The 26,542-nt window shown below is 33.1% G+C and carries 25 protein-coding genes; 24 read left to right on the top strand and 1 reads right to left on the bottom strand.

The annotated features are described in order from the left end of the window. Nucleotides 1-127 precede the first annotated feature (127 nt). A complete protein-coding gene (locus tag BCELL_RS01180; protein ID WP_013486840.1) occupies nt 128-802 on the bottom strand; it encodes a hypothetical protein in 675 nt (224 codons plus the stop codon). 412 nt (nt 803-1,214) lie between these two features. Between BCELL_RS01180 and BCELL_RS01185 the strand changes: the two genes are divergently transcribed. From BCELL_RS01185 to BCELL_RS21395, 24 genes are all read left to right on the top strand, one after another. Then, nucleotides 1,215-1,847: a DUF4433 domain-containing protein gene (locus tag BCELL_RS01185; RefSeq protein ID WP_013486841.1), complete on the top strand. Its 633-nt coding sequence runs from the start codon at nt 1,215-1,217 to the stop codon at nt 1,845-1,847. A gap of 296 nt (nt 1,848-2,143) precedes the next feature. Then, entirely contained in the window at nt 2,144-3,085 is a 942-nt protein-coding gene (locus BCELL_RS01190; protein WP_013486842.1) for a bacteriophage abortive infection AbiH family protein, read from the top strand. Nucleotides 3,086-3,238: 153 nt separating this feature from the next. Continuing rightward, nucleotides 3,239-3,817: a tyrosine-type recombinase/integrase gene (locus tag BCELL_RS01195; protein ID WP_245546920.1), complete on the top strand. Its 579-nt coding sequence runs from the start codon at nt 3,239-3,241 to the stop codon at nt 3,815-3,817. 129 nt (nt 3,818-3,946) lie between these two features. Then, a complete protein-coding gene (locus BCELL_RS01200) occupies nt 3,947-4,960 on the top strand; it encodes an AraC family transcriptional regulator (RefSeq protein WP_013486845.1) in 1,014 nt (337 codons plus the stop codon). Nucleotides 4,961-4,996: 36 nt separating this feature from the next. Further along, nucleotides 4,997-5,842, top strand: coding sequence for a heteromeric transposase endonuclease subunit TnsA (locus BCELL_RS01205; RefSeq protein WP_013486846.1), 846 nt, complete (start codon nt 4,997-4,999; stop codon nt 5,840-5,842). Further along, the gene (locus BCELL_RS01210) at nt 5,808-7,952 is read left to right on the top strand and encodes an integrase catalytic domain-containing protein (protein WP_245546922.1); all 2,145 of its coding nucleotides are present in this window, start codon (nt 5,808-5,810) and stop codon (nt 7,950-7,952) included. Before BCELL_RS01205 ends, BCELL_RS01210 begins: the two co-directional genes overlap by 35 nt. Further along, on the top strand, nt 7,939-9,549 hold the full coding sequence (locus BCELL_RS01215) for an ATP-binding protein (RefSeq protein WP_013486848.1): 1,611 nt from the start codon (nt 7,939-7,941) through the stop codon (nt 9,547-9,549). The genes BCELL_RS01210 and BCELL_RS01215 overlap by 14 nt, the downstream gene beginning before the upstream one ends. Beyond that, entirely contained in the window at nt 9,546-11,375 is a 1,830-nt protein-coding gene (locus BCELL_RS01220; RefSeq protein ID WP_013486849.1) for a TnsD family Tn7-like transposition protein, read from the top strand. The genes BCELL_RS01215 and BCELL_RS01220 overlap by 4 nt, the downstream gene beginning before the upstream one ends. A gap of 5 nt (nt 11,376-11,380) precedes the next feature. Continuing rightward, nucleotides 11,381-11,998 (top strand): hypothetical protein, encoded by a 618-nt coding sequence (locus BCELL_RS01225; RefSeq protein WP_013486850.1) that lies wholly within the window; start codon nt 11,381-11,383, stop codon nt 11,996-11,998. A gap of 102 nt (nt 11,999-12,100) precedes the next feature. Further along, entirely contained in the window at nt 12,101-12,430 is a 330-nt protein-coding gene (locus BCELL_RS01230) for a DUF771 domain-containing protein (RefSeq protein WP_013486851.1), read from the top strand. A gap of 99 nt (nt 12,431-12,529) precedes the next feature. Beyond that, entirely contained in the window at nt 12,530-13,024 is a 495-nt protein-coding gene (locus tag BCELL_RS01235; protein ID WP_013486852.1) for a hypothetical protein, read from the top strand. A gap of 329 nt (nt 13,025-13,353) precedes the next feature. Then, nucleotides 13,354-14,088, top strand: coding sequence for a hypothetical protein (locus tag BCELL_RS01240; RefSeq protein WP_013486853.1), 735 nt, complete (start codon nt 13,354-13,356; stop codon nt 14,086-14,088). A 343-nt stretch (nt 14,089-14,431) separates the two neighbouring features. Further along, nucleotides 14,432-16,696 carry an ATP-binding protein gene (locus BCELL_RS01245; RefSeq protein ID WP_013486854.1) on the top strand — a complete coding sequence of 755 codons (2,265 nt, stop codon included), beginning with the start codon at nt 14,432-14,434 and terminating at the stop codon, nt 16,694-16,696. A gap of 58 nt (nt 16,697-16,754) precedes the next feature. Beyond that, nucleotides 16,755-17,498, top strand: coding sequence for a phospholipase D-like domain-containing protein (locus BCELL_RS01250; protein ID WP_013486855.1), 744 nt, complete (start codon nt 16,755-16,757; stop codon nt 17,496-17,498). A gap of 1,246 nt (nt 17,499-18,744) precedes the next feature. After that, a complete protein-coding gene (locus BCELL_RS01255; protein ID WP_041808094.1) occupies nt 18,745-18,990 on the top strand; it encodes a hypothetical protein in 246 nt (81 codons plus the stop codon). Nucleotides 18,991-19,158: 168 nt separating this feature from the next. Next, complete coding sequence (locus BCELL_RS01260) at nt 19,159-19,950, top strand: nucleotidyltransferase domain-containing protein (protein WP_049786614.1); 792 nt, start codon at nt 19,159-19,161, stop codon at nt 19,948-19,950. A gap of 68 nt (nt 19,951-20,018) precedes the next feature. Beyond that, entirely contained in the window at nt 20,019-20,456 is a 438-nt protein-coding gene (locus tag BCELL_RS01265) for an NUDIX hydrolase (protein ID WP_013486857.1), read from the top strand. A gap of 19 nt (nt 20,457-20,475) precedes the next feature. Beyond that, entirely contained in the window at nt 20,476-21,027 is a 552-nt protein-coding gene (locus tag BCELL_RS01270; RefSeq protein ID WP_013486858.1) for a histidine phosphatase family protein, read from the top strand. A gap of 477 nt (nt 21,028-21,504) precedes the next feature. Next, the gene (locus BCELL_RS01275; RefSeq protein WP_013486859.1) at nt 21,505-21,840 is read left to right on the top strand and encodes a hypothetical protein; all 336 of its coding nucleotides are present in this window, start codon (nt 21,505-21,507) and stop codon (nt 21,838-21,840) included. An 87-nt stretch (nt 21,841-21,927) separates the two neighbouring features. Continuing rightward, a complete protein-coding gene (locus BCELL_RS01280; protein WP_013486860.1) occupies nt 21,928-22,362 on the top strand; it encodes a DUF5412 family protein in 435 nt (144 codons plus the stop codon). Nucleotides 22,363-22,514: 152 nt separating this feature from the next. After that, nucleotides 22,515-22,796: a hypothetical protein gene (locus BCELL_RS01285; protein ID WP_041808095.1), complete on the top strand. Its 282-nt coding sequence runs from the start codon at nt 22,515-22,517 to the stop codon at nt 22,794-22,796. Nucleotides 22,797-23,484: 688 nt separating this feature from the next. Then, nucleotides 23,485-24,024: a hypothetical protein gene (locus BCELL_RS01295; RefSeq protein WP_013486862.1), complete on the top strand. Its 540-nt coding sequence runs from the start codon at nt 23,485-23,487 to the stop codon at nt 24,022-24,024. A gap of 359 nt (nt 24,025-24,383) precedes the next feature. Further along, on the top strand, nt 24,384-25,121 hold the full coding sequence (locus tag BCELL_RS01300; protein WP_013486863.1) for a V-type ATP synthase subunit I domain-containing protein: 738 nt from the start codon (nt 24,384-24,386) through the stop codon (nt 25,119-25,121). A gap of 39 nt (nt 25,122-25,160) precedes the next feature. Beyond that, nucleotides 25,161-26,372: a polysaccharide deacetylase family protein gene (locus BCELL_RS21395; RefSeq protein ID WP_013486864.1), complete on the top strand. Its 1,212-nt coding sequence runs from the start codon at nt 25,161-25,163 to the stop codon at nt 26,370-26,372. Nucleotides 26,373-26,542: the final 170 nt, after the last annotated feature.

Raw genomic sequence — 26,542 nt, forward strand, 5'->3', positions numbered from 1 at the left:
TGGTAAAAAAGATGCCAATAATGGCAATGTTTTGTGTCCGTATTCATACCGATTAAACTTCCCTTTTAATTTGCCAACACATTTGTTAAATGTATTGTAAGAAATGTATCAATAATTAATAACAATCTCATTTTCTTTCAATAAATCTTAAAAACTCTAATCCAAAAGCTGTTATTTCAAGTATTTCATAAGGTCTTGTACTGAATCTGTTAATACTGTCATCGAGAAGAAGAGACTTCGAGACCAAATCTTGAACATAAAACATATATATATTCTTATCGAGATTATAATATTGTGGTGTCCTAAAATCAGAGGTTTTCAACTCATGGTTGGCATCAAGTAGATTTCTATTCATTAAATCATCTTCGTTTTTAATTATCCCTTCATGGACCTTCCTGTAGACACTTAATATTTCAATTTGTTTCTCGCTTATTTTTGAAACAATATCTAAGAATGTTTCTGTATAATCTGTTTCATACGGGGCTATCATTTGGTTTACTAGAACTGATTTAAACCGATCAATCTTATCTTTTTGGTTATTCTGGCTAACTCTATTTATTATTGACTCAAACAAATCCCCAAACTGTTCGCTCCTTACATATTTCATGTCAATATTTCTTTCGTTGACATGTGAGTCCAGATATTTTTTTAGATCCTCAATAAAAGTGTTAATTCTTTGCTGTTTAAGTCTCCCACGGTAATCAAAAAATACTTCATTCAATAGGGTGCCAACAAAAGGAACTGCTCCCAAAGCTGACTTTGATAATGATACACCTGTATTTATTAATATTTCTTTTTCCATCAAGAATCCCCCCACTTTTATATTTAAACTTAGTCATGTAGAAGTTCCAAAACGTCCATGAATGAGTGCAACAACTTATAAATTCTGTTAATCTTGAAGCATTAATGTATTTTATTTTTATATCATAGCCTTTTCTGGGGTGATTTACTATACCAGATATATGTCAATGTAATTAGCTCAATATTTTAAGATTGCCCCATTTGTCCTCGGAGTATTTTATGTATTTCAAAGTAAAAAAGTTTCATACCTAGAATTGTTAATTTCGAAATGTTTAATTTTTCAATTAAAGTAAGAAATATCTAGAACAATCTTTAAGTATGTTTACATACAAAACGAAAATTGAGATGGAAATTAGTAATGTAGGCCATGCACTTTTGTGACTTTAAGAAACGATTTAGGAGATGATGTAACCATGTTTAGAGAAGATATTAAAAGAGCTGCAGAAGATAATGGAATACGATTCTTATTGCATTTTACTAGAGCAGAGAATCTTAATAGTATTTTCCGATATGGAATTTTATCAGTTTCAAAGCAAAAAAGTCTAAGTCTTGAAGTGTCGAGGAATGATCCAAATAGGTATGACGAATTTTTAAATGCAACAAGTGTGTCTATTCATTTACCAAATAATATTCTACTGTACAAATATAAAAATAAGTTTAATTGTGAATGGGTTGTATTGGGCATAAAACCAGATATCATTTGGGAAAAAAGATGTGGATTTTGTAATGAAAATGCTGCAAGTTCTAATGTCTCTAAGATACCATTAAACAAAAGAATGAGTGTCGAATCTCTAAATGGGTTGTTTAATAACATAAGTGGAAAACCATCAAGAAGTAAATTAAACATTGATAAATCCTTAACAACGAGCCCTCAAGCTGAAGTCTTAGTTTTTGAAGATATAGAACCTTCCTATATTTGGGGCGTTGCATTTGAAAGCAATTATGCTAAAAATAAATATAAAGAAAATATTCCTAGTTCAATAAAAATAGAAATAGTTCCCGAATTATTCCGTTTTGCCATAAGGCCTGATTACTTGCACTGGTAAAATTGGGTGTTATCTATAATATAAAACTATAATGAAAATTTATCTAACCTCTGACACTCAAATAGGAATTTGGGAAGATAATTTATAATCACTTACTTTACACAACCCTGTTGTGTAAACAAAGGAATGCGGTTAAATCAACATTGCTATTTCTATTTATTACAACAATTTTTTGAATGTTCTTCAATCCTTCTATTATACTTATTATGTAATATTCATTGATTTACTTTACTTTTTCTTTTTGGTGTTATTAGATATGTGATATTTAGCCTTTGAGAAAGGAATGATATAGTATAGTGGCTAATCTTTTTGTAATTGGGAATGGATTTGATTTGGACCATGGGTTAGAAACATCATACAATCATTTTAGAGAGTATCTCCTCTTAAACTATCCAGAAATAAAAATGGATGAGTTGATAGTACCTGATGAAATTCATTTACCTGATGGTGGCATTGAATATGATGATGCAGAAGTATTGTCCATGCTTTTTTATTTAATAAATACTGCTGAGCAAAATGAAGAAAAGTGGAGTGACATAGAAACTGCACTAGGGTATTTAGATTTTAGTGAAGCGTTTGATTGGTTCGATGATATATTGGATAAAGATGGGGATATTGATATGTGGAAAACCGTATATCGAAATGAAGATCTATCTTCTCAATTAGTCATTCCAACTACAAAGATACAAAACTTCTTTTGGGAATGGGTAAATTCAATAAGTCTTCACTCAGCAAGCCCGAAAAGCGACTTTATTAAGCTATTAAAGGATAAAGAGCAGTTTTTATCATTCAATTATACTGAAACACTAGAGATAGTTTATAATATTTCTCCGGAAAATATCTGTCATATACATGGAAAGCAGACTGAAGAGATTTACTTTGGCCACGGGAGCAAGGAAGACTATTATGAGAGATATATGCAAAGTCATATCGGTTCTCAGGACGGTTTAAGTAATATTGATGAACAGTTGAGAAAGAAGACAGAAAAGGCTCTTGAAGAAAACTTGGACTTTTTTGAAAGTTTAAGAGATGCAAATATAACAAATATATATTCGTATGGTTTTTCATTTAATGAAGTGGATGCTATCTATTTTGTGGAAATATGTAAACGCATTAACACTAAGAAAGTCACTTGGTCCTTTAATGACTATGACAAAGCTAATATAGAGAAGTACATGGAATTTTTGAGAAGCTGTGGATTTAAAGGTGATTTTAAGACATTTCATATAAGAGAATAACTAATGCCTTCAACCATAGAAGTCCCTCCAAGATTTCTATGTTTTTTTATTACAGTAAATTAAAAAAATAATAAAGTATCCATTTATTGCCCCTAGGCTCTTGAGCTTTCCTCATCAATAGATTTAAAATGGTTTTGTAAAGACATTTAGGGGGTGAAACTATTGAAAGTTGTCCAGCCTATTAGGGATTTAAAGCAGCTTGAAGCGGTAAAAGCATATTTACGAGGGAAGAATAAAAGAGACTTTTTACTCTTTATGGTGGGAATCTCATCTGCTTTAAGGATTAGTGATATTTTGAAATTGCGAGTTAACCATGTATGGGATGGAAAGAAACCACTGGGGTTTATAGAAATGAATGAGAAGAAAACTGGTAAATATAAAAGGTTTCCGATTACACCGAACCTAACAAAGGCTATCAAGGAATACATGAAGGAATTTCCTGAAAAGCAAAGGGAAGATTACCTGTTTACAAGTAGGAAAGGAATCAATCAACCGATTTCTAGACAATATGCAGCATCAATGCTAAATGAAGCATGTGATATGGTCGGAATAAAAGAACGATTTGGGACGCACGGACTTCGGAAAACTTGGGCTCTATTCGCATTTAAAAAAGGTATATCACTTGATTACATATGTATGGCCCTAAACCACAATTCTATTGCTGAAACTAAAAGATATATTGGGTTGTTGCAGGAAGATCTCGATAATTTATACCTTCAGGTGAACCTATGAATCAATTAAATAAGTTTTTTGAGATAAAAGCATTTGTTGCTGACTTTGTTACATGGATAAAAAAAACAATCCATTTTGACAATAGTCAATCCACAAGTGTTTTTTATTTTTAAGGAGGACAACGAAAATATGAATGCTATTTCATTAGTCTTGGATTACATTGAAGAACATTATCATGATGAAATCAATGAAAAAACGGTTGAGTATGTAACAGGCTGCACTTTTGAAGAATTTGCGAAGAAGTTTAAGGAAAAGACGGGGGTAACGTTTTCTACATACTTAGTACGAAGGCAACTAACCAGAATAAATGATGAACTCTGCAACATTACCTGTGAAAAGGATTTGAACTGTTCACCATTCCAAAGTTGGGAAGAACTTTCAACCCTTTTTAAATCAGAATTTAAGATCCCTATTGATACAGCCACTAAGAATGAACACTTCATTCTTCAAGAAAAAATAGGGTCTAAGGAATGGAATATGTGTGACTTAGTTATAAGAGATTTGCTTAATAGATTTGAGTGTCCTAGTAAGGCTCTAAGGTACTTATTGTCACTTCAGCCCTATTATTTTGAAGTGGATTCGGAAGTCATACAACCTTCAAGGAGTAATCTAATATCCAGTATTGTTAAGAAAGTACACGGAGAACTATCTCTAAGTGAGTTTAGAAAGATTGTTACCATACTGGAAAATTACTATATGCTGGAGAGTGATTACTATTCCAAACACTCAATTGATGTATCTAAAAGGTATATCTTGGTTTTTCGTGGATTAATAAATAAATTGGTATGGGAGTATGGAGCAGGATTTGATTATGAAGTGAATGAGTTGAAAACTCTGTGGTCAGTTTCACATGATAAAGAGCTTATTTCACATAAGTGGCATTCTAATTTGTCGCAAAGTGTCATGGAGGCAATAAAACAGCAAGATTTAGGCAACATCTCTTTCGCCAATATAGATGAACTTTTTGGTTGGGTTGATGTTTATTTTAGCAAACAAAAAAAGAGAATAAACAACCAGAATTTTAATAAATTTACACGATACAAGTTGATTGAGGAAGGATGTAAAAATTTAGAAGAGGAAGATTTAACTACAATGATAAATACTCTTCTTGTCCAAGGGTTACTCTTTTTACAATTACGATGACAAGTATTTTGATAACAAAGAGGAGAAACGACAATCATGATTAGAGAATGGAACGAAACAACTATCAATAGGTTTCTGAAAGAAAAACGAGGACAAGGAATGGGTAAAGACTATAAGCCATGGCTACAGGTTCAAGATATAGCCTCTAAGGGCAGATCCACTCGCATTTTTGGTCATACCACACAAAGGGTGCATCATCTGTTGAGTGATTTGCAGTTATATTACTTCTATTTTTTAGAGTTTGATAATGATGTTGCTGACATAAGAGAGCAGTATCCTTTACTAGATTTCCATGACATGAATATTCAAGTGGACGAAGAGCTAACAAAGAAACTGTTTGATAAGAAGACTCAAGTACCACATATCTTTACGGTTTCTTTTTTGGTTACAAGAAAGGGAGAAAATGGTGAACCTTATTATCAAGCAAGAATCATCAAGCAATCGCATGAGTTGGAAAAAAGTGCAACCTTGCAACGAATTGAACTGCAAAGAAGGTATTTTGAGAAGAAAGGGATTGATTTTGGGATAGTTACAGAAAAAGAAATTAATAAACAATTGGCACGAAATATTGGTTGGGTATTGAATTCCTATGACATTCAAGATTACCCCATACTTACTTCCAATTTAGTGCACTTAAAACGGGATATGGTTCAGTGTCTATCCAATAAATATGATACGTTTCAAGGGGTTTTCTCCCGATTGGAAAGGGGATATAGCTTAGATGAAGGTTTGGGACTAATTTTGTTTAAACATTTAATAGCCAATAAAGAAATAAGCATGGATTTAACCAAAAAAATCTATTTGACTTCTAGTATCGAAAACTATCAGGTTGAAGTTGTGGGTAAAAATGGTGGTGATAATAGATATGCAGTTGGTCATTAATGATTTATTACAAAGCACGGAAAATCCCGACCACATTCAAAGGATAGTTTGGGTAGACAATAAGAATCAACTTTGTTTTTTGGTCAATATCCGTAAATTATCATTTCCATACAGTGAGGGAATACACAATATAGAAGCATCCTTTAATAGAGGTGAGATTATCAAGGTTAAAACAGATCCTTGGGCTATCAGTGTAGATGAAGAGGATTTATCAGAATCGGAAATTGAAATACGTGATAAAGCGTGGAGGCTAATAAATCAAATCTGTTTAACTCCAGAAATCTTTGATCCGAAGCAACGATCAGCACTCATAAAAATAGCTAGTAAGGATTTTGCCCTTAGTACAAAGACAGTTCGAAAATACTTAATACGGTATTGGACAAGAGGGATGATAAAGAATGCTCTATTACCCGACTTTAATAATTGCGGTAAACAGTATGGGATGGATCGTAAATATAACAAAAAGGCGGGAAGGAAATTCGCTTACTCTTCTTCTATTCAGAGAGGAGCAATTACTGATGAATGGAAGGAAATCATTAGAATAAGCCTAGAAAAATACTACTTTATTCGTTCAAAGCCATCATTGAAATATGCTTATCAACAAATGGTAAAAGAGTATTTCTCCAAAGAGGATGAAAAATCGGGCTATAAAGTATTGGATGTAGAAAAGCCGATTATTTCATATGACCAATTTTACTATTGGTATCGCAAGTGGTACAAGCCGGAAGATGCGATTCATAAAAGAGAAGGACGAAGAGAATTTTTACAAAATTATCGAGCTATAACTGGTTCAGCCACAGAAGATTCTATGGGGATAGGCACATATGCCATTGATGCAACGATTGGTGATATATATTTAGTTTCCTCGCTAGATAGAAACATTGTTATTGGTCGAAGTATTGTATATCTTTGTGTGGATATTTTTTCCCGTACCATAGTAGGGTTAGGTGTTGGTATTGAGAATATGTCCGGGCAGTCATTGAGGGTTGCATTGGCTAATACCTTTGAAAATAAAAAAGACTTTTGCAAACGAACACTTGATATGGAGATCGGAAATGATGATTGGCCAATACACTATGTTCCTCACACTTTATTGGCAGATAGGGGAAGTGAATTAATCTCGAATGAATTAACTCAAATAGTAGAAAATCTAAATATTAAAATACAAAACACTGGTTCATATAGACCTGAATTAAAATCGGTTTGCGAAAAATACTTTCATATCGTTCAGCAACACATAAGCCCGTTCCTACCAGGATCCATACAGAAAGATTATATGAAACGAGGTGGCCAAGATTACAGAAAAAAGGCAGTTCTTAACCTCAGCGAATACACTCAGATTTTGGTTCGCTGCGTTCTCTATTACAACAATCATAACTTTCTTTCGGACTATCCTTTAACACAAAATATGATAGATGAAAAGATTCGGCCTATCCCGATTGAGATTTTCAAATGGGGGTTACACAAAGGAAATGGCCAGCTAAGAACAATGTTATTAGATGCAATTCGAAGTAATATTTATCCAAAATCCCAAGCAACAGTAACTCCCAAGGGCATTCATTTTGGCAATCTTTATTACACATGCTCTAAAGCTGTAAAAGAGAGGTGGTTTTCTAATGCTCGAATTCAGGGGAATTGGAAAATGGAAGTATATTATAATCCTCAAAGTGTAGCAACTATTTACATTCGGATAGATAGGCAAAACTATGAAGTCTGTTCTTTAATCGAGCAATATGAAATGTATAGAGATGCCAAGGAGGAAGAACTTGTTAGCTTAAAGGAGAACCTGCGGTTACAAAAGGCGGAATATGTAGAAGCTCAAATGAATGGAGCTATGCAGTTAGCTCAGGATATTGAATCAATTGTTAAACAGGCGAAGGAGAAAACCAAAGACCAATCTCTTAATGGTGAGGTTCCTAAAGATATAAAGAATATTAGAGAAAATCGAGAAAAGGAGAGAGAAGTATTGAAAAGGGAACAACAAGCCGTAATAGATCAACAAAACATTGGAAAGCAATTGAACAAAGTAAATCATGATCTTGAATCGGTAAACGTGCTAGATATTTTCCGTAAAAAACAAAAGGAAGTGCTTCGTGATGAAGATAAATGAATTAGTTAATGGAACCAAAGCTCAAGTTGCAGAGTATAGGGAACAGGAAATATTGGAGTATCAAGGCAATCCTCTTATTGAGGCATTGCCTCCAATTTATTCTCAGGAGGAAGTTATTGATCGTTTAAGCATGTATCCTCCTTATAATGTGGAAGAAAGATATATGAATGACCATCAGAGAGTTCATCTGATCTCAAGATTGTTACAATATTTTCAAGCCATACCGATTCATCTGAAAATTGAGTCATCAATTTCAAGGTTAATTAGAACAGGTTATACTTATCGAAATCCTGTAAGCTCTACTTATGCACAGAGTTTTGTGGATAATTGGAACAATATACAGAATAAATCATTCGATAAGTCTATTATCCAGACAGGACAAACATTGAGTATTTTGGGGGTCTCTGGTGTAGGAAAAACACGAACATTACAGCGAATATTACAAACTATTCCACAGGTGATTTCTCATGTTTCGTATAAAGGGAAAGCCTTAAATCATTATCAAATAACCTATTTGAAAATTGAGACTCCTTTTGATGGTTCCGTAAAAACCATTATTTACGATTTTATGTATCAGGTAGATCTACTCCTTGGCTCCAACTATTTCAATAGATATGTGAACAGTCATTTGTCAACAAGCCAACTAATGCCTATCATGGCTCAGATAGCTAAAAGTATAAACCTTGGAATGTTGTTTTTGGATGAGTTACAACATTTGAAGGGTATCAAAAGTTCTAGGTCATCACAGATACTAAACTTTTTTACTGCCTTAATCAATACGATAAATATCCCTCTTATTATGGTCGGAACCCCAAAAGCAATGGATGTCTTGCAATCACAGTTTAGACAAGCGAGAAGAAGCACTAATATGGGAAACATCATGTGGGATCGTTTTGAAAAGAATGACATATGGGATCTATTTGTTAGTGGTATGTGGAAATATCAGTGGATAAAAGAGGACGTGCTTTTTACAGAAGAAATTTCTTCAACCCTATATGATGAGTCCCAAGGGATAGCAGACATCGCAATTAAGCTCTATATGATGGTGCAGTTACGTGCGATTAGTAGCTGTAAGGAAAGGATAACCACTGCGTTAATTAAACAAGTGGCTCAAGAAGAGTTAAAAATGGTTCAGCCTATGTTAAATATGTTAAAAAGCAAAGATTATAGCAAACTAGCAAAATACGATGACTTGATGCTACCAAAAATTGAGGATTTTATGGAACAAGAACGGATTACTGTTGATCAAAAACAGGTAATGAACTCACTCCAAGAGGGAGCCAAACGGAAAAATGAGCAACTACAATTAATTGATGACGCTACATTCCGTTTAGGGATGCTAGGTTTTAATAATGACGTTGCCGTTAAGGCAGTACAAAAGGCTATTTCTGAGAACAATCAATTAGAAGAGGTATCACAAATCGTAAAAGATGCTTTTCTTTTATTAAACAATAATGACAAAAGTACGGAAAAAGTAATAAGTAATGACCTAAGAACCATTATAAAAAAAGGGAAAGAACAACAAGTAACTGCGTATCAAGCATTACTAGATGCTGGAGTAATTAAGCAAGATTACCCTGAGCGTGTTGTGTCATGATTATACAATTTCCAACACCCTATCCAGATGAGCTTTTGTTTAGTGTGATTGCTAGGTATCACATCCGATCGGGCAATGTTTTTTGGAAACACACATTGGAAGATTTATTTGGCAAGAGGACTATAAGTGCCACGGTATTGTTACCTTCGGGAATCGGTTCTCTTGTTCAGCGGTTACCTAAAAACACGACATTAAATGAACAGATATTGATAGAGAAGCATACAATGTATCCTTTTTATACAGTGTTCATACCAACAGAAAAGGCTCAATCAATTTATGAATCAATGATAAGTAATGACGGAAAAAAGATATATATGCAATCCGGTATTATGGCAAGTTCGATACCACAAAATAAGTATTTAAAGTATTGTTCAGCTTGTGCCAGGGAAGATATTGCTACTTTTGGAGAAATGTATTGGCATCGAACTCATCAGTTACCTGGTAATCTCATTTGTACTAAGCATGAGTTGTGTTTAGAGGATAGCGATGTATTGATAACTCATTCTAATAAACATGCTTTTATCTTACCAACCACTAGCAACTGTGATTTGAACAGAAAGAGTATGATTACTGAGACCAGCTTAATACAACTAAAAAATATTGTTTTACAAGCAGAGGATTTGCTGAATAGAAAGTATCAAAATCAAACATTTTCTCATTTTACACAGTTTTATCGCTATCATTTAATTGAAAAAGGTTATGCTAGTTTAAAAGGACAGGTAAAGCAAAAAGCGTTATATGATGCCTTTTATAACCTTTATTCTGAAGAGTTATTGAATACCCTTTGTATAGAGCCTAGGGCGACACAATGGATAGCCAATTTTTCAAGGAAACATCGAAAATCGTTCCATCCATACTATCATTTGTTGATGCTCAACTTTTTTGATTTAAAAGTGAATGCAGCATTCGAGGAAACTTCTTTTGAAAATACCCCATTTGGTCATCCTAATTGGCCTTGTTTAAATGCTACATGTCCAGATTATAAGAAAAACGCCATTCCAGAGATAACGATTAGAAGATGTGAAAAAACGAAGAAGCTAATTGGACGATTTACTTGTCACACCTGTGACTTTTCTTATACAAGGAAGGGAATGGACCCCAACAAAGATGATTGTTACAAGTTTAGTCGAATTATGGATTTTGGTTTCCTTTGGAAGAGGGAGCTGCAATTATTGTTAAATAAGGGATTAAGTTATCGGGAAGTTGCTAGGATACTTGGTGTTGATACCAATACAGTAATTAAATATGAAAAGAAAAATATTGAAAATAAACAAAAGGCGAAAGTTCGGATTGATAGTGATTTGGTAAAGGAACACCGTTATGAATGGATTCATCTTCAAAGGGATTTTCCTGGCCTTTCAAAAACAGAATTGAGGAAGAAAAGGCCCGAAGTGTATGCTTATTTGTATCGTCATGATAGAGATTGGTTAAAGGTAAATTCACCGAAGAGGAAGAAGGTGGACCCAACAAATAACCGAGTCAATTGGCTAGAAAGGGATAAAGAAATATTAGAGAAGGTTCAGAAGGTTGTAAGTGAGTTAAGAGGCATTGATAAGAAGCCAGTAAGAATCACGGTTAAGATACTTGGAGATGGCATTGGTGAAAGAGCCTTATTGGAAAGACATTTGGATAAGTTGCCGGAAACGAGGGTGTTCATTGAAAAAGTTTCTGAATCAGAACAGGATTTTCGTTTAAGAAGGGTGAAGTATGTAATAAATGAAATGATGGAGAAGGGAGAAGAGATTAAAGAATGGAAGGTTCTGAGAAAAGCTGCTATTAAAAAGGAGTTTTATAAGGAATTTGTTGATTTCTTAAAACGGGAGTGATACTTATGTTCCGCAATGCACTTGAAGAGGTAGACAGTTTTATTAAATCAAATGTTTTTACGCTCTCTGGTAACGATTTATATAATTTGAAGAAAGATTTTTACGATAAAAGTGTTGAGTTTATGGGGCATAGCAACAACTTAACAGGAATTACAGAACTGGTCGTTAATATGTATCTCAATCACTGGGTCGAGGCTCAAAGTCTTCCTTATACATTGAAAAGAAACTATAAAGTTAAGGGTGTAAATGGGAAAGAAAATGAATTAGATATTGCTTTTCTTGATAAATCTTTAGAAATTCAATACGGAATCTCCGTGAAGCGTGAGATTGGTTCTACTCGCTGGGAAACACATGAAAAATCAAGCACCTCCTATAAAGAGTTGACAAAGAAATACAGCGTTAGAAATAACCTACTTCAAGATTACTGGAGATTAGATAATATTAAACGAGGTATTAGCCGAGCTTTACCTACTGTTACCATCATTTTTGAAGGTGTGAAGGTGGGAGAAGAAACGATGATAAAGAAATTAACTGAAGATACCCCTTCTTTTCAGTATTTGGTCTTATATCAACATCAAGAGGCAATATTCTATGATTTGAAAAAGAAACTTTGCATTTTGTAGTAATGGTATTAAGTGAGTGGATACTTTAATAGCTGAAGGGATTGGCTTCTATAATCATTATTAGTAAACACAATAAAAGTAAGGTTAGCGGGTGGTTGAATCTTGCAAAAACTAAAAGCCGAAGTTGTAATAACAATTCCAGAGGATATGGTACTTATTACAAGAGTTGAATATGAAATGTTAAAGCAAAAAGAATTATCGGGTTTGTATTGGAACATGAAAGATCTTGAAAAACGTATCAATAAAAAGTCAGAATGGATCAAAGAAAATATTCTATATCCTGGAAGGTTCAGAAAGATACTTGACATTAATAAAGGAGGATTTGTTTATTATCCCGAAACAAAAGGTCAACACTGGTCTTTTCAGGCTACTAAAATGGCTGAATTTCTGGATAATAACTTTGGAAATATATTTAGCGGGAAAATACAATAATGCGATTATTTTAATAATTGGGTTTTGACTTACTTTTGTTAATGTATATTCAATCGGTTTTTATTCAAAATGGTATGTATTAAAAATAAGGAGTAAAAAATGAATCTATATGAATTATTTCAAATGTGGATAAATCATCCGAAAAAAGGAAGTGGTAGAAGAAATTTAGACAATACAGATGAATGTTGGAAAAAGGTATTACAAGACATTCGTAATTGGGAGAGCAGTGAAGATAAAAATGATAATGATTTTGCAAAATATCTACTTTATACAGGAAAAATAAGAAGAGTTCATTTAGACCTGAATGAAGTGAATTATAATAATCATTATGTTTCATGGACGTCAACTGAAAATCTAGAAGATTTATATTGGTTCAATTCGTCATGTGATCATACAATAATTACAGCAGAAGCAACAAAAGATAATCCAGGAATTAGTATTAAGGGATTTATAGAAGCTATGAAAAGTGATAATAAAAATTTTGAATTAAACTCACCGGCAATCAGAGCGGAACAAGAAGTGATTTTTCCATTACAAGAAAAATCAATAATAAGCATTGAAAGAATATTAAAATTAAATAGAAATGAAAAATGATATTGAATCCTATGAGCAGAAGGATTTTTGATGTGAATAATAGTTCTAGTAACCACTTATTTTCCTGTAACTCCCTTCAGGACGAAACTTAGTTTCTCCCTTGGAACTAAGTTGGTTTCCAAATGGAAAAGAAATTTTATGTTAATGCAGAAAAAAATACAAAAACTTAATAACTATCAAAAAACCGCAGTATATCAAATTCATTTAATAAACAATTCATTTTATTAGTGTTGATGGAGTCTGTTTAGAATCAAATCCTTTATTTATAAGGGATTCGAAAAAATAAATAAATGATAAGATAAAGAAAATGGAAGTGGGAGGAAAATGTCATGAAATTTGAACGTTTAGACACAGTGGATAGAATCCTACTGACGTCAGAGGATTCGAAACGTTTAGATGATTGGTGGCTCAATATTCACGAGGGAGCTTTTAATGAATTTCGCCCAGTTTTGGAAGAGGGCGTGATTATACAAGAACTTGATCCGCACTTGAAATTCGACAAGGACTTTGTAAAGGCACACGGTTTAACCACTTCATTAGCTTTACTGTATTTCAAACAATTAGATGATGTGCGGGTCTATTATGAAATTTACCGGACGATTGGTGAGAACCAGGTGGAACATATTTTGGAAGGCACCAAGAATTATGTTGAGTTAAAAAGTGACCTTACGATAAACAAAAATAATCATATCGGTCTAAAAATAGAACATGCTGTCCACTATCTGGACGCTGTTACTTCAAGCCATATCGCTTTGATGAATTACATGGAACTGTATAGGGATGAGCGGGAGCGAGTATCATTTCAGAAATTGCGAAAAACTAAAACTAAAAAAACTAAAAAAGGAAAGAAAAAGAACACTCGGCCAATAAATATGGTGGTTTATAATATAAAAATTCCAGATGTACATATTACTGAAGAAGAAAGACAAGCATATAAGAAAATGAAAGAAGCATGGAAGGTCAGAGGACACTGGAGAACCTTGCCATCAGGGAAAAAGACATGGATAAAGCCTCATATAAAGGGAAATAAAGAAAAGCTGGAACCAAATATCTATCACTTTTAGTTTGTAGGTTGAAAATTAGGGGGACATTCTTCATTGAAAAAAGGTAGAAAAGTGAGTTCCTATATAACTTGTTAGCATATATTTTCCTTTTTTAATAGAGCAATAGAAAAGCAGGGATTAAGAATCATAGATACTAAAATAATAGAATTCTACAATAATTAGATAAAAGAGTATCCCATAAATACAGGGATGCTTTTTTGTGTGCAACTAAATATCACAAAAAAGCAAAAAAAGTAGTTGGAATATTTAATATTTTGTTTAAACTTGTCAATCTTTTCCTGTAAAATAGATGTTGACACTAGGCAAATTATATTGATAGTGGGAAAAGTTGGGAGGGAGTAATTTGATAGAAAAGATCAGGATTAAGGAAGTAGCATCTTATGATTCAACGGGTATTGAAGTTAATTTGAGTAAGATCAACTACATTTACGGAAGTAATGGTACGGGGAAAACTACTATTTCTGAATTGCTTCGTAATAGGGATAATCAAAAGTTCTCTTCTTGTAATATTGAATGGAAGCAAGGCAGCCCTGACTTTGATTTGTTTGTTTATAATAGGTATTTTGTTCAAGAGAATTTCAGCATCCATAACGATATAAAAGGTATCTTTACTCTCGGAAAAGAATCTACTGATATATTAGCCTTAATTAATGGAAAATTGAAAGAAGCGGAGAAACATCAGGACAGAATTGGAAATTTAGAAAATAATATAAGGCAAAAAAAAGAGCAGATACAAATCTTAAAAACAAATTTTACGAATCATTGTTGGGAATTAAAACAAAAGTATGATGAAAACTTCAAAGAGGCATTTACTGGTTTTCGCAATAAAAGAGAGAACTTTATGGAAAGGTGTTTGGATGAAGCCGTAAATAACAACAGTGAACTATATACATATGAGGAATTAAATAGTAGAGTGGAATCCGTCTTTAAAAACTCACGAGTAAAAATCAGACCAATTCCAGAGATTCAATATGATAGTTCTGTAGAAGAGCAATCAATATTTCAATCAAAAATAATAGGTAAAAATGATATAGATATTGCTAGATTAATATCTGAATTAAATTTAAGTGACTGGGTGCAACAAGGTCACAGACACATGGAGGGTACAGATGGTATTTGTCCATTTTGTCAACAGGAGTTACCGAGAAGTTTTAAGGGGAAGTTGGATGAGTATTTTGATGAAACATACACTGAACAAATACAAAACCTTAATTCATCCATAGAAAAATATGAAAGAGATACAATTGGCTTTTTCGAACAGTACAATTTTCTTATAACTGAGGACATACCTTATATTAATAAAGAGAAAATATCATCCCTATTTGAAATAATGAATTCTACTTTCAAGGAAAATATGCAGCTGCTCGAAAGGAAGAGAAATGAACCAAGTAGGAGTATTGAGTTAAGTTCAATTACAAACTACCTTGAGCAAATAAAATCAGAGGTTGTACAGGCGAATGTGCAAATTTCAGAGTTTAATAGGGTAATTGACAATATCAAAGAAGAAAAGGAAAGGTTAATAAAAGATATATGGCGTTTTATCGTTGAAGAGAATAAGGGTAATTATGACAATTACATGAGTAATTTTCGAAGAGAGAATGGAGCTTTAGTTGGAATGGAGAACGGCAAGGTCCAACAAGTAGGATTTAAAAGGAAACTGGAAGAAGAGGCCATTGAACTTCAAAATCAGTTAACAAGTGTTTTACCTTCTATTCAAGAAATTAATACGCTTCTTAAATCATTTGGGTTCACAAATTTTCAGTTAGCAGAATCTGATGAACAGGGTAATTACAAGATTGTAAGGGAAAATGGTGAAGATGCAAACGAAACGTTAAGTGAAGGAGAGAAGACCTTTATTACCTTCCTGTATTTCTATCAGCTTATTAATGGAAGTAATGATCAGGACAAGGTAAATACAGCAAGGATAGTTGCGATTGATGACCCGATTTCTAGCTTAGACAGTAATATACTATTTATGGTCAGCAACCTAATAAATAATTTAAAGAAAAAGGTAAGAAGTAATGACACGAACTTTAAGCAATTGATTATTTTGACTCATAATGTATATTTTCATAAGGAAATTTCATTTAATAAAGAGCACGGTAGTAAAAAGCTAAATGATGAAACCTTTTTGATTTTAAGAAAGACAGACAATGCATCTCAAATAACTAAGTATGAAGAAAATCCTATTAAAAATTCATATGAGCTTCTTTGGAATGAATTAAATGAAAATCCAAATTCAATAACAACACCAAACATCATGAGAAGAATCTTGGAAAACTACTTTAAATTTTTCGGTAACGTTGATGTCCATAAAATAATCGAAGAATTTCCTGATGAAGATAAGGTTGTTTGTAATTCTTTACTATCCTGGGCCAACGATGGATCGCATCATGTGAACGATGATTTATATGTAGATAGTAACCAAGAACAGAATAAAATCTATTTTAAAGTATTTAGAAAGATCTTTATTAATTCTAATCATGAGTCTCATTTCAACATGATGATGGGGAACTTTGATAGTGAAGTGGAGCAGAACGATGCAAACGATGAGGCTAGCAAAGAAATTCAAGAGGTATTAGCCCAGGTTGCAGCTAGTCAGGAATAGAGAAGTTGATAGACTAACTGATAGATCTAATATATAAACCATTGGGAGGGGGTGAAAAATGAACGAAAAGCAATTTTTGAAAACAATGATAGAAACCGTAAAGTATGATGATTACGACTATAAAGACGAGCTGCTTGGTATCTTGAGAAACTCTATCATCACCTATCGAAAAACAAACCAATTCACTAAGAAGTCCTGGCAAAGCTGGGAGTATATTGATTTAAGAGTACCTGTACCAATGTTAAAAGTGGCAAGAGGATTAAAAAATGATTTTGAAAAGTTGGCCGCACTAATTTATATTGAGACACCTGAATATGACTTCGGTGGTTTAAACATCAAGCCCAAGCCTGTAGAACTTGAGAGTGATGAAGATATTGAACATGATGTGGTCTTTGATGAAATAAAAGAAACAATCGTCCAAGGTATTCGAAATGCGAAATATGCAATTTGGGTGTCTGTAGCTTGGTTTACCGATAATGAGATATTTGAAGAGTTGATGTTAAGGAAAAGGGTAGGGGTAAACATTCGAATCATTACTTCAAATGAAGAATCAAATAGATATTTGATGGATAAGTTGGAAAGGAATTTTGAAGTGGTGAAAGTTCCACTTAAAGGGACGTATTTATCGAATAGACTTCATGATAAATTTTGTGTTATCGACTTTGAGTATGTCATGCATGGCTCTTATAACTGGAGTAAAAATGCTAGAGGGAACGATGAGGCGTTAGCAACTGCCATTGATAGAGACTTTGTAAGAAAATTTGCAGATGAATTTATGAGGTTGTACGTTGAAAATCACTGATATATTACAATCTGATATGTTTACTGAGGAAATTTAGGATAAACAAGTAATATAGTAGGAATCTAAAGAGAGATGTTGTTTTATAGTAATAAGAATTTATTTCTTACTTCCTATTACTTATTCTTCCCTCTATTATATCCCCCTGTCTTATTCTCTTTCCCCACGCTAAAAAGTCGGTACCTACTGCTAAATAGTTGGTATTACGGAGGGAAGAGCGGGGGAGGAAGAACAAAGAGACAATCACGTTAATTCAATCGTTAAATTAATACAAACTCAGGCTGGATCCAATACAGGTCCAGTCTTTTTCTTTTATCCAGTCTACCTTTAATCCCTTGTCCAATAAGGGTTTCAGCGGTATTTCAACTCATAGAACCGTAGGATATTCAATCTCTATTCAGTGTGTTTCCTAACTACAAAGCCAACTTAGATTAGCTGCATTTCCTTTCTTTTCTCCTAATTCTTCTCTCCATTACGGAACATCTTAATAACATTGTCCGAATATTCCGTACAACCCAGAACAGAAAAAAGAGGGAAAAATGGCGAAAAACAAGCCTTTTGAGGGAACAACTTATTAGCAGAATAGAATGAAGAAAAAAGGCGAGATAAGAGGGGTGGGACTTAGAGTAGCAAGGGTTTGAGGGGAGTGAGGAGGAGAGAGGGGATGGGGAAAGACTTTTTAGCAGGGGAATAATTGTTGTGTCTCCATATAAAATTAAGGTTCTTTAGAAAATAATAAGGTTCCAGAGAAAAAAATAACGTTCCAAATCCGAAGGTTTTTCCGGTACTTTTCCGGCTAACCTTCGGATTTTTTATTGCCAATTTCTCTGGGTTTTCAATCGCAATCCGACTTAATTTTCAATCAAAAATCAAACCTGATCCAACCGTTTTTTTCTAAACGGGTATCTTTCAAACCTTGCTCTGTAAGGGTTCAAGCAAATTCATTTCTTATTCAGTTGGTTTCCTCACGTAATAGAATCTGTGTTTTTTCTTGGCTGATTCAGGCAGATAACAATGCTGCTTTACGTCCATTCCTTCTCTATTCTGGAACATAATTATTTTCTCAAAATCAGTGTAAAATCATTACACAAACTGGTAAAAATGGCCAAAAAGCTGGAACGTAATTTTTTTATGAAGGAAATGGAGGGGAGAGGGAAAAGTGGTCGTGAGCCCTAGGGAGAGAAGGGTTTGAGGGGGATGAGGGAGGGAGGTAGCGGTGGAAAGGAATTATTTTCTGGGGACATAGTAGATGCCATATGTTTTACAAAAAAGTGTATTGATATTTACCAGTCAATTAGTCTATCTTTCTTTGCTTCAGATATTAACCAATCCTTTGTTTATTACCGATAAAGATTCAATCTTTTCTTCATCCATCATTTATGTGCAATTCATTGTTCTTCCTCACCATATTGAATCAACGGATTTACAAACTCAAACCAGTATGGTTCCACACTTTACTAAGACAGTTGGTATCCAAATAAAAAAGGAAGGATGAAGGGTAGCCGGAAAACCATATGTGCTTCAATGGTTTCTATATTATTATTCAATAGGATGTTCAATCCAATTCAATGATAAAAAGATGATTAGAGGAACAATTGATTATTGATTATTCTAAGGAAATGGAATATAATGGCGTAATATTTATTTTTAAGTTGGGAGGATAATGATGAAGCAGGAAGATGCTGTTAAGGCCATTTCGCAAAGTTTAATGAAGGATGAACTTGTAAAGGCAATCTTTTTAAAAGGTTCTATGGGTAGAGGTGAATATGATGAATATTCGGATGTAGACCTTTACTGTTTCGTCGACGAAGAAGATGAAGATTTGTTTTTAACACATCGATTAAAGCATTTAGAGACTTATAGAAAGATATTGTTTTATGAAGATTTCTTTATCATTGCACCTCAAATGATAGCAGTCTTTGACAATCTCCTTCATGTAGATTTATTTACTGTTACTGAAAAGAGTTTCAAAGAAAAAGATTATTTCCATGTGTTGTATGATCCAGAAGGCAGGCTAACTAAATTTCAATCCACTCAAAACTTACTTCTTTCCTTAGAAGAGTTTAGTGGATGTGCCTATGATGTGGCATGGTTCCTTTTTCAATATAATAAGGCAAGACAGAGAGGAAACGACTTATGGGCCGTGGAAATGTTGCAACACGTTATGGTCAACTTTTCTAAAGTATTATTACATAGGTATAAACCAGAAAAAGCTCAATTGGGATTAAAAAGTCTTGAGTCACAATTACCTCCTATTCAACTCGACAAAATAAAGAAAATTTTCATGTATATGACGCCAAATTTTCATAAAAAGGCAGTGTATAACTTAATTTACCTAATGAGTGATGAAATCAATTGGATAGAATCCAAGGTGGAAAACGATTCTCAAGCAGTTCCATTTTTGAAAATGATGATAAACTTGCTAATTCAGCAAGAAGAGGAAGAAAAAAATTAGTTAAGTTCAGGAAAGAGAAAGTAAATTTATATTAGAAAAAAAACTATTATATCCAATTGGAGGTTTATATGTTCATTGTAAATGTAGAGGGTGCGATATATAAAGATGATAAATGGTTGATTATTGAACGAAGTAAAAAAGAGGAACATGCCGGTGGATTGCTATCACTTGTTGGCGGTAAAGTTGAACAGGAAGGGTATACATCAGATATTTTAGAAAGAACTGTGAAACGTGAAATAAGTGAAGAAGTTGATGTAACAGTAAAAGAGAAATTAAAATACGTACATAGTACATCTTTTGTAGCTGATTCGGGTGAAAATGTAGTGGATATAGTATTTCTGTGTGAATATGACTCTGGTAAGGCAATTGCCAAAAGTCCTGATGAAGTAGAGTCAGTAAACTGGATGACACCTCAACAAGTATATGAACACCCTAATGCTCCCGATTATTTAAAAGTGAGTATTAAAAAAGCTGAGAATGTTAAGAGTGCAATTGTTGCCTTGTAGGTTTATAAAAGGAGGAAGTATGAATAAAAATATATACATAATTAGACATTGTGAAGCGATAGGACAATCTTCTGATTCACCATTAACGGAAAGAGGATTCACACAAGCAAATGAACTATCTGACTTTCTATCGAATATAAAGGTAAAGGTTGATAGAATTATTTCCAGTCCTTACTTGCGAGCGGTTCAAACGATAAAGCCATTTGCAGAGAATAAAAATATGGAACTTGAGATGGATAGGCGACTAACTGAACGTATACTTAGCTCCACCTTTTTTCCAGATTGGATGGATAAACTGGAAGCAACATTCAAGGATATGGATTTGAAGTATGAAGGTGGACAATCCAGTAATGAAGCCATGAATCGAATTGTAGAAGTTGTAAATGACATTGTGGCAAGTGATTCTGAAAATACGATTATCGTGGCACATGGAGGAGTTATATCCTTATTATTAAATCACTATGATAAGAAATTTGGCTTTGAGCAATGGAAAGGTCTGAGTAATCCAGACGTGTATCAATTGAGGATATTACAAAACAACTTTGATATTAAACGATTATGGAATGATTAATATATTTATATGGGGTACTTAAATGACTATGTGCCTGCTAAATAGTTGGTACATCTGAGGCAAGAACGAGAAGAAAAAAGAGCAGGCAGAACGTTATGTAATCAATAAATATTTCAATCATAACTCTGGCAGATCCAATTCGGCTCCAGTTTTTTAGCTGTTCAATAATCCCTCAATTCCTTATCAATATTGGTTTTAGGCTGTGTTCGATATATCTTTCCAGTTGCCTTCAAAACCATATCAATCCTACGGATTCTCAGTTTCTATTCAATGTGTTACTTAAATCTCCCTCTAGAAGTATTCTCTTTAAAAGCTCCTAACAATACTAAATTAAACATTTCTATTTTTTTCCACCTTCTATATAATTAGCTTAAATATTATAGGATTATTTTAGTAACTATCTTTCCGAAAAGGAAGAGAATCAAGATGAAACAATAAGTGTTTCGAATTGGAACGATAGTAAAAGAGGTGCATGGATTGAATAACTATTATTGGATTGTAAGTGCGATAGTCAACTATGTGTTAGGAATCGTATTTGTTATTCCCGGTGGATTCTTGTATATTTTTATCCTTTATCTGTTGGAAGAGACAGTGGGGTGGGTAATAGACCCTACTTTGGAACCGGATTTTCTACTAGGGGCGTTGTTTCTCGCAACAATAACTGGTCTTTTCTATTTTCCTATTTTAATATTAATCAATGTCTTTATTTATAAGCGATTACTTGCTAAGAAATATTTGTATTATCTATTTGTTGTTTTCTTTTTGGCATTGGGTGTTTTTTCGTATCTCTATTACAAATTGTATTTATTTTAAGATCAAACTATCGACTATGATTATAGCCCTCATGATCTTCGTGTGGTGACATTTGAATATGAGTAAAGTATAGAAAGTGGGTTAAGAATGAGGAATCAGGAAGAAGACCTTTACGAATATAATAGAGTAAAGAAAGAAACCTACAAAAAGTCATTATTAGGATGTTTTCTAGCAATTCTACTTATTATTTTAATCCCAATCATATATGTTGGTGGCGTTTTTATTTCTAGTGTAAACGAAGAACAGGTTATTACTGAAAGCACATCCCCTAATAATCTAGAAAAAATAACTATCATTCAAAAAGGGGGAGGCTTCTTACATAGAGGAAGCACAGTAATTTTGAAAAGTAGCAATGATTCTATAAAAGTTCCGATACATGAAGGATCTTCACTACAGGAACTTGAAATCCATATTTATTGGGAAAATGATGAAGAAGCAACGATTAGTATACTAGAAGGATATGTCATTTCATTTAATAAAAGTAATAGTTTGTTGGAGAAGTCGTTCAAGGTTGTTGAGTAACATGTGCTAGATCTGTGACCAATGAAATGAAAAGAGATTAGAGGTGTTTCATAGCATCAATAGCAGCAACATGTGCTTTAATCGTTTTAATCTCAATTCCAATTGTCATATGGGGGCTGGAAGTATATGAAGAACTAAATGAAGAAACAATCTTGCTAATAAGTGAGTCACCTAATGCCACCAATACCATTGAAGTTGTTGAAAAAGGGTATGTTGGGGGTGAAACGGATTCTAAAGTCATTATTAAATCTCAGGGTAACTCCATTGAACAAAGGGTTTTACAGGACAGGTACAGACTTGAATCATCCAATGTAATAGTGGAATGGATTAATGAACAGGAATCATATGTTACTCTTTCTGGAAAGAAACAAGAGCCGGAGATAATAGAGTTTAAAGAACCTGAACTTGAAACTCCTTTTCAAGTTTTGGAATAATAACGAAATGGAAACTACCACCACTTTTTAGATTTCATGCAAGTAGATAAAGAGACTGTGATTGTAAGTCAATCTCCAAACAAGGTCACTTCGAATGAAATAGGAGGATTATTTTGAATAAAACTGCGGCTATTGTCGGACTGATTACTAATCTTCTGTTTGGGTATATCCTAGTCAAATACCTTCTCATAGTATATCTATTGTTTTTTCTATCGTTTACGCAGCTAATTGGTTGGAATCTTGATCCAACTATGGAAGAAGGGTTATTTTTTCCTATGCTTATCATTAGTCTCTTGGTAACAGCATTGTATTTTATACCGCTAACTCTGTTGAATATTAAAGTTTACTGCATCCTTAGAGTTACCAAAGTGAACTACATCATGGGAATTGTCTTACTGATAATTATTGGAGGGATAATAGGGTTTGACTTTGATAAATTTTATTGAGGGAGGGTTGGTGCATGAAACCTTATTTTTGATGGTCACTAGGTTAGAATAAAAATTCTATTCAGTTTGTTTCCCAACTGTATACCGGCCCATTTATACGGTTTTGAGGGGAGAGGGAAGGACTTTTTAGAATAGCTGGATCCGTAAAGGATTCAGTCTGTTTTTGATGAAAATAACTTATTAAGACTAATACATAACATAAAATAACTCCAATTAGAAATACTAATTGAGAGGTGATATATATGTTACAAATAGCATTATCCATTATAGTAAGCTTTTCATTATTTCAGACGGACGCATTTCAATTACTTGAAAAAGATCCATTGGAGCCTGATCCTCATAAGCCATTAGGAGACGTTGTAAGTATAGAAGATGCATTGACAGAGTTTGAAGAAATCTATGGAAGGATGGGCAAGACACCTACATATTTACCGTTTAAGCCAACGATCAGTGGTGGAAATGTTGAAAAATCAGAGGAAAGGGTAAGAATTGATTATTTAGATGAGAAGAGCGGTAAAACTTTGTCTATTCATATACATGTTCATCCAATAAATATCAAAAGTGAAAAAGATGGTATTTATTTAGAAAATGGTACTGAAGCGGGAATCATTAATACGGAAAATATCGGTTTTATTTTCGTTCATTTTGTTTTAGATGATTTGGAATACTTAATTGGAATAAATAAGGATAAATTTAATAATAACGAGGAATGTATCGATGAACTCGTCAAAGTAGCCAATTCGTTGAGTGATAAGGCTACACCTAGTGCTTATGGTTATTAGGTGTAGCCTTTTTTTGATCTCCTTAGGTAAAAGTCCCGAATAATGAAAACGAAGAGAGAGATTGGAAGTGAATAAATACCTATTTGTGTCGAATTTTATGGATATGTGCCGAAACCTTATATATAATATAGAATATTGTAATAATTGGATATAACTTTTATTGGGAAATGAAACTTATCATAGATTAGGTTGAAATGATGTGGATCTATATTACTGAGACTAAGGTAACTGTTTTCAATAAAATGATTAAAAAGTTATCATTCTAGAATGTCTATTCATTAAAGGTCGTTTAGATAGATTTAGTTTGTAGGATATAAAATTATTTTTATGTTGTTAATTATTAGAGAATGGATAAGGGGATGATCGTAGTGACAAAGGATGGCAAAAATAAGTCAAAAGGTTGGTTTAAAACGGTTTTGCTAAATGATGAAGACACGGATGAACAAGTGATAGATAAGCAAGAAACATATAGTGATAAAGAAGAATTGTCAATTGATGATATGCAAGTTGATGAAACAAATAGCAAGCAAATTCTTACGAAAGAAAACAAGGATAAAATGACACTGGATTTACTCGTTTCCTTAGAAAACCTATTAAATGATCGACAGTTAGTAATCTACAATAATAAAGATCTTAAATCCCAATTGAAAAATGCAAATGAAACAATCGATAGATTAAAGTATGACTTAAATAAAAAAGAAAAGTTAGTTGAAGATAAGATTGAGGAAATTAGTTTACTAGAGAGCAATCTTACGAATAAACAAATGAGTTATGATCAGTTAATGGAAGATTTTAAAGACTATCAATATACTTCTAAAAATGACTATGAAAAAATATCAAACCAGTTAGATAAAGAGAAAAATAAATATTATAAGTTAGATGAAGAATTAAAGACTATACAATATGAAAATTTAATAGAAATCAAAAGTCTAAAAGAGAAAATAAGAACTTTAGAAGTAGAGAATCAAGAGTATGCAGAGAAGTGCCAAAAAATTATGGATGAAAAGAATGAATTAAGACAGACGATAAATGATTTTACAGAGAGAATGTCCATGTCCTTTTCCCCAAAAAACTCTTCATCTATCAAATCAGAATAACATTTTTCCTGTTGGAGGATGGAGAGGAGAATGTAGGTCATGCTAGCTTATGGGGTAAAGCTATTGGAATTACTGTCAATTGACAAAACAGCAGAGAAAAGTTTTCTAAAAATAAGATTAGTGTTAGACGAGGAAGTGGTGCTATTTTGGGAAATTGATGATGATACAGCGTCGTACTTAGTGGGGCTCACATTGAGAGAAGAGGGGCATAAGTATCGACTTTCATTTCACAGTAGCCGGAATTCTGTTAATAACCGCAATATAAGTTGGTTAACAAAGACATATAAGGACAATAGTGAAAGAATAAATTTTACTTGTAGTGACGACTATATTAATCAATTAAAGCGAATAAAAAGTATAGAAAAAATAAAGGACATTGACGCACTTCCTTTTTTAACTAGTGCTCTTAAAGAAGAAAAAGATGAGCAGGTTGCTGAGGAGGATACACTATATCTCCGGCGGCCTGCATGGAGAATAGCACTTATATTAAGTATAACTATCCTTACTGTTTTTTCTTTCTCTAGTTATAAATATTTCTATAATCCAGTTTATGGAGATAACCCAAAACTAATTAATGAGTATGAAAAAAAGGAAATTACATTAAAGAAAAAGGAGCAACGTGCAAATAGATTAAGTTACGAAGAAACAAAAGGGACAGGATATATTCCATACATAGAATTAAAAGATTTAATTACATATGGTCTTCCAGAAGGTAGTGTTGCGATTACCTTTGATGATGGACCTTCAGAGTACACAACAGACATTATAGATATACTCAATGAATATCAAGTGGGTGGGACTTTTTTCTTTATTGGAAAAAATGTAATAAAACATCCATCTTCAGTTCAATATGTGAACGAAAATGGCTATTCTATTGGTAATCATGGTTATACTCATATGAATTTTATTAAACTTTCAGAAGAAGGGCAAGAGAATGAATTATTAAAAACGAATCGTCTTATTGAGGATATAACACAAGAACGTGTCACTATGTTTAGGCCACCTTATGGATCATTTAATGATGATGTCATAGATTTAATGGGAAATAAAGAAATGAACATGGTGATTTGGAATGTAGACCCAAAAGATTGGAAAAGTCCAAATAGCACCAAAATTGTGGATCACTTACATAGCAGCGATATGTCTGGATCGATTATTCTTCTACATGAAACGAAAATGGTTGTAGAAGCATTACCAGAAATAATTGAATACCTTCAAAATGAGGATTTACAAATAGTGAATTTACGTTGAGTGGTTCAACCTATCAAAAACTTCATGAAATAATCGGATAAGATTATTTCATGAAGTTTTTTTAATTTAAACAAAATCTTCATTGTTTTTATGCCCCTTGACATTTCCTGTAGGTGGTATATACTTATATACATAACTATATAAGTATATATCGGTTACCCAATAATTAG

Origin of the sequence: Evansella cellulosilytica DSM 2522 (assembly GCF_000177235.2) — a bacterium.
Classification (GTDB): Bacteria; Bacillota; Bacilli; order Bacillales; family Salisediminibacteriaceae; genus Evansella; species Evansella cellulosilytica.

Coding starts and splice junctions, on each gene's coding strand:
- BCELL_RS01180 (WP_013486840.1), bottom strand. CDS start 802: ATGGAAAAAGAAATATTAATAAATACAGGTGTATCATTATCAAAGTCA.
- BCELL_RS01185 (WP_013486841.1), top strand. CDS start 1,215: ATGTTTAGAGAAGATATTAAAAGAGCTGCAGAAGATAATGGAATACGA.
- BCELL_RS01200 (WP_013486845.1), top strand. CDS start 3,947: ATGAATGCTATTTCATTAGTCTTGGATTACATTGAAGAACATTATCAT.
- BCELL_RS01205 (WP_013486846.1), top strand. CDS start 4,997: ATGATTAGAGAATGGAACGAAACAACTATCAATAGGTTTCTGAAAGAA.
- BCELL_RS01210 (WP_245546922.1), top strand. CDS start 5,808: ATGGTGGTGATAATAGATATGCAGTTGGTCATTAATGATTTATTACAA.
- BCELL_RS01215 (WP_013486848.1), top strand. CDS start 7,939: ATGAAGATAAATGAATTAGTTAATGGAACCAAAGCTCAAGTTGCAGAG.
- BCELL_RS01220 (WP_013486849.1), top strand. CDS start 9,546: ATGATTATACAATTTCCAACACCCTATCCAGATGAGCTTTTGTTTAGT.
- BCELL_RS01225 (WP_013486850.1), top strand. CDS start 11,381: ATGTTCCGCAATGCACTTGAAGAGGTAGACAGTTTTATTAAATCAAAT.
- BCELL_RS01235 (WP_013486852.1), top strand. CDS start 12,530: ATGAATCTATATGAATTATTTCAAATGTGGATAAATCATCCGAAAAAA.
- BCELL_RS01240 (WP_013486853.1), top strand. CDS start 13,354: ATGAAATTTGAACGTTTAGACACAGTGGATAGAATCCTACTGACGTCA.
- BCELL_RS01250 (WP_013486855.1), top strand. CDS start 16,755: ATGAACGAAAAGCAATTTTTGAAAACAATGATAGAAACCGTAAAGTAT.
- BCELL_RS01255 (WP_041808094.1), top strand. CDS start 18,745: ATGCCATATGTTTTACAAAAAAGTGTATTGATATTTACCAGTCAATTA.
- BCELL_RS01260 (WP_049786614.1), top strand. CDS start 19,159: ATGATGAAGCAGGAAGATGCTGTTAAGGCCATTTCGCAAAGTTTAATG.
- BCELL_RS01265 (WP_013486857.1), top strand. CDS start 20,019: ATGTTCATTGTAAATGTAGAGGGTGCGATATATAAAGATGATAAATGG.
- BCELL_RS01270 (WP_013486858.1), top strand. CDS start 20,476: ATGAATAAAAATATATACATAATTAGACATTGTGAAGCGATAGGACAA.
- BCELL_RS01280 (WP_013486860.1), top strand. CDS start 21,928: ATGAGGAATCAGGAAGAAGACCTTTACGAATATAATAGAGTAAAGAAA.
- BCELL_RS01295 (WP_013486862.1), top strand. CDS start 23,485: ATGTTACAAATAGCATTATCCATTATAGTAAGCTTTTCATTATTTCAG.
- BCELL_RS01300 (WP_013486863.1), top strand. CDS start 24,384: ATGATCGTAGTGACAAAGGATGGCAAAAATAAGTCAAAAGGTTGGTTT.
- BCELL_RS21395 (WP_013486864.1), top strand. CDS start 25,161: ATGCTAGCTTATGGGGTAAAGCTATTGGAATTACTGTCAATTGACAAA.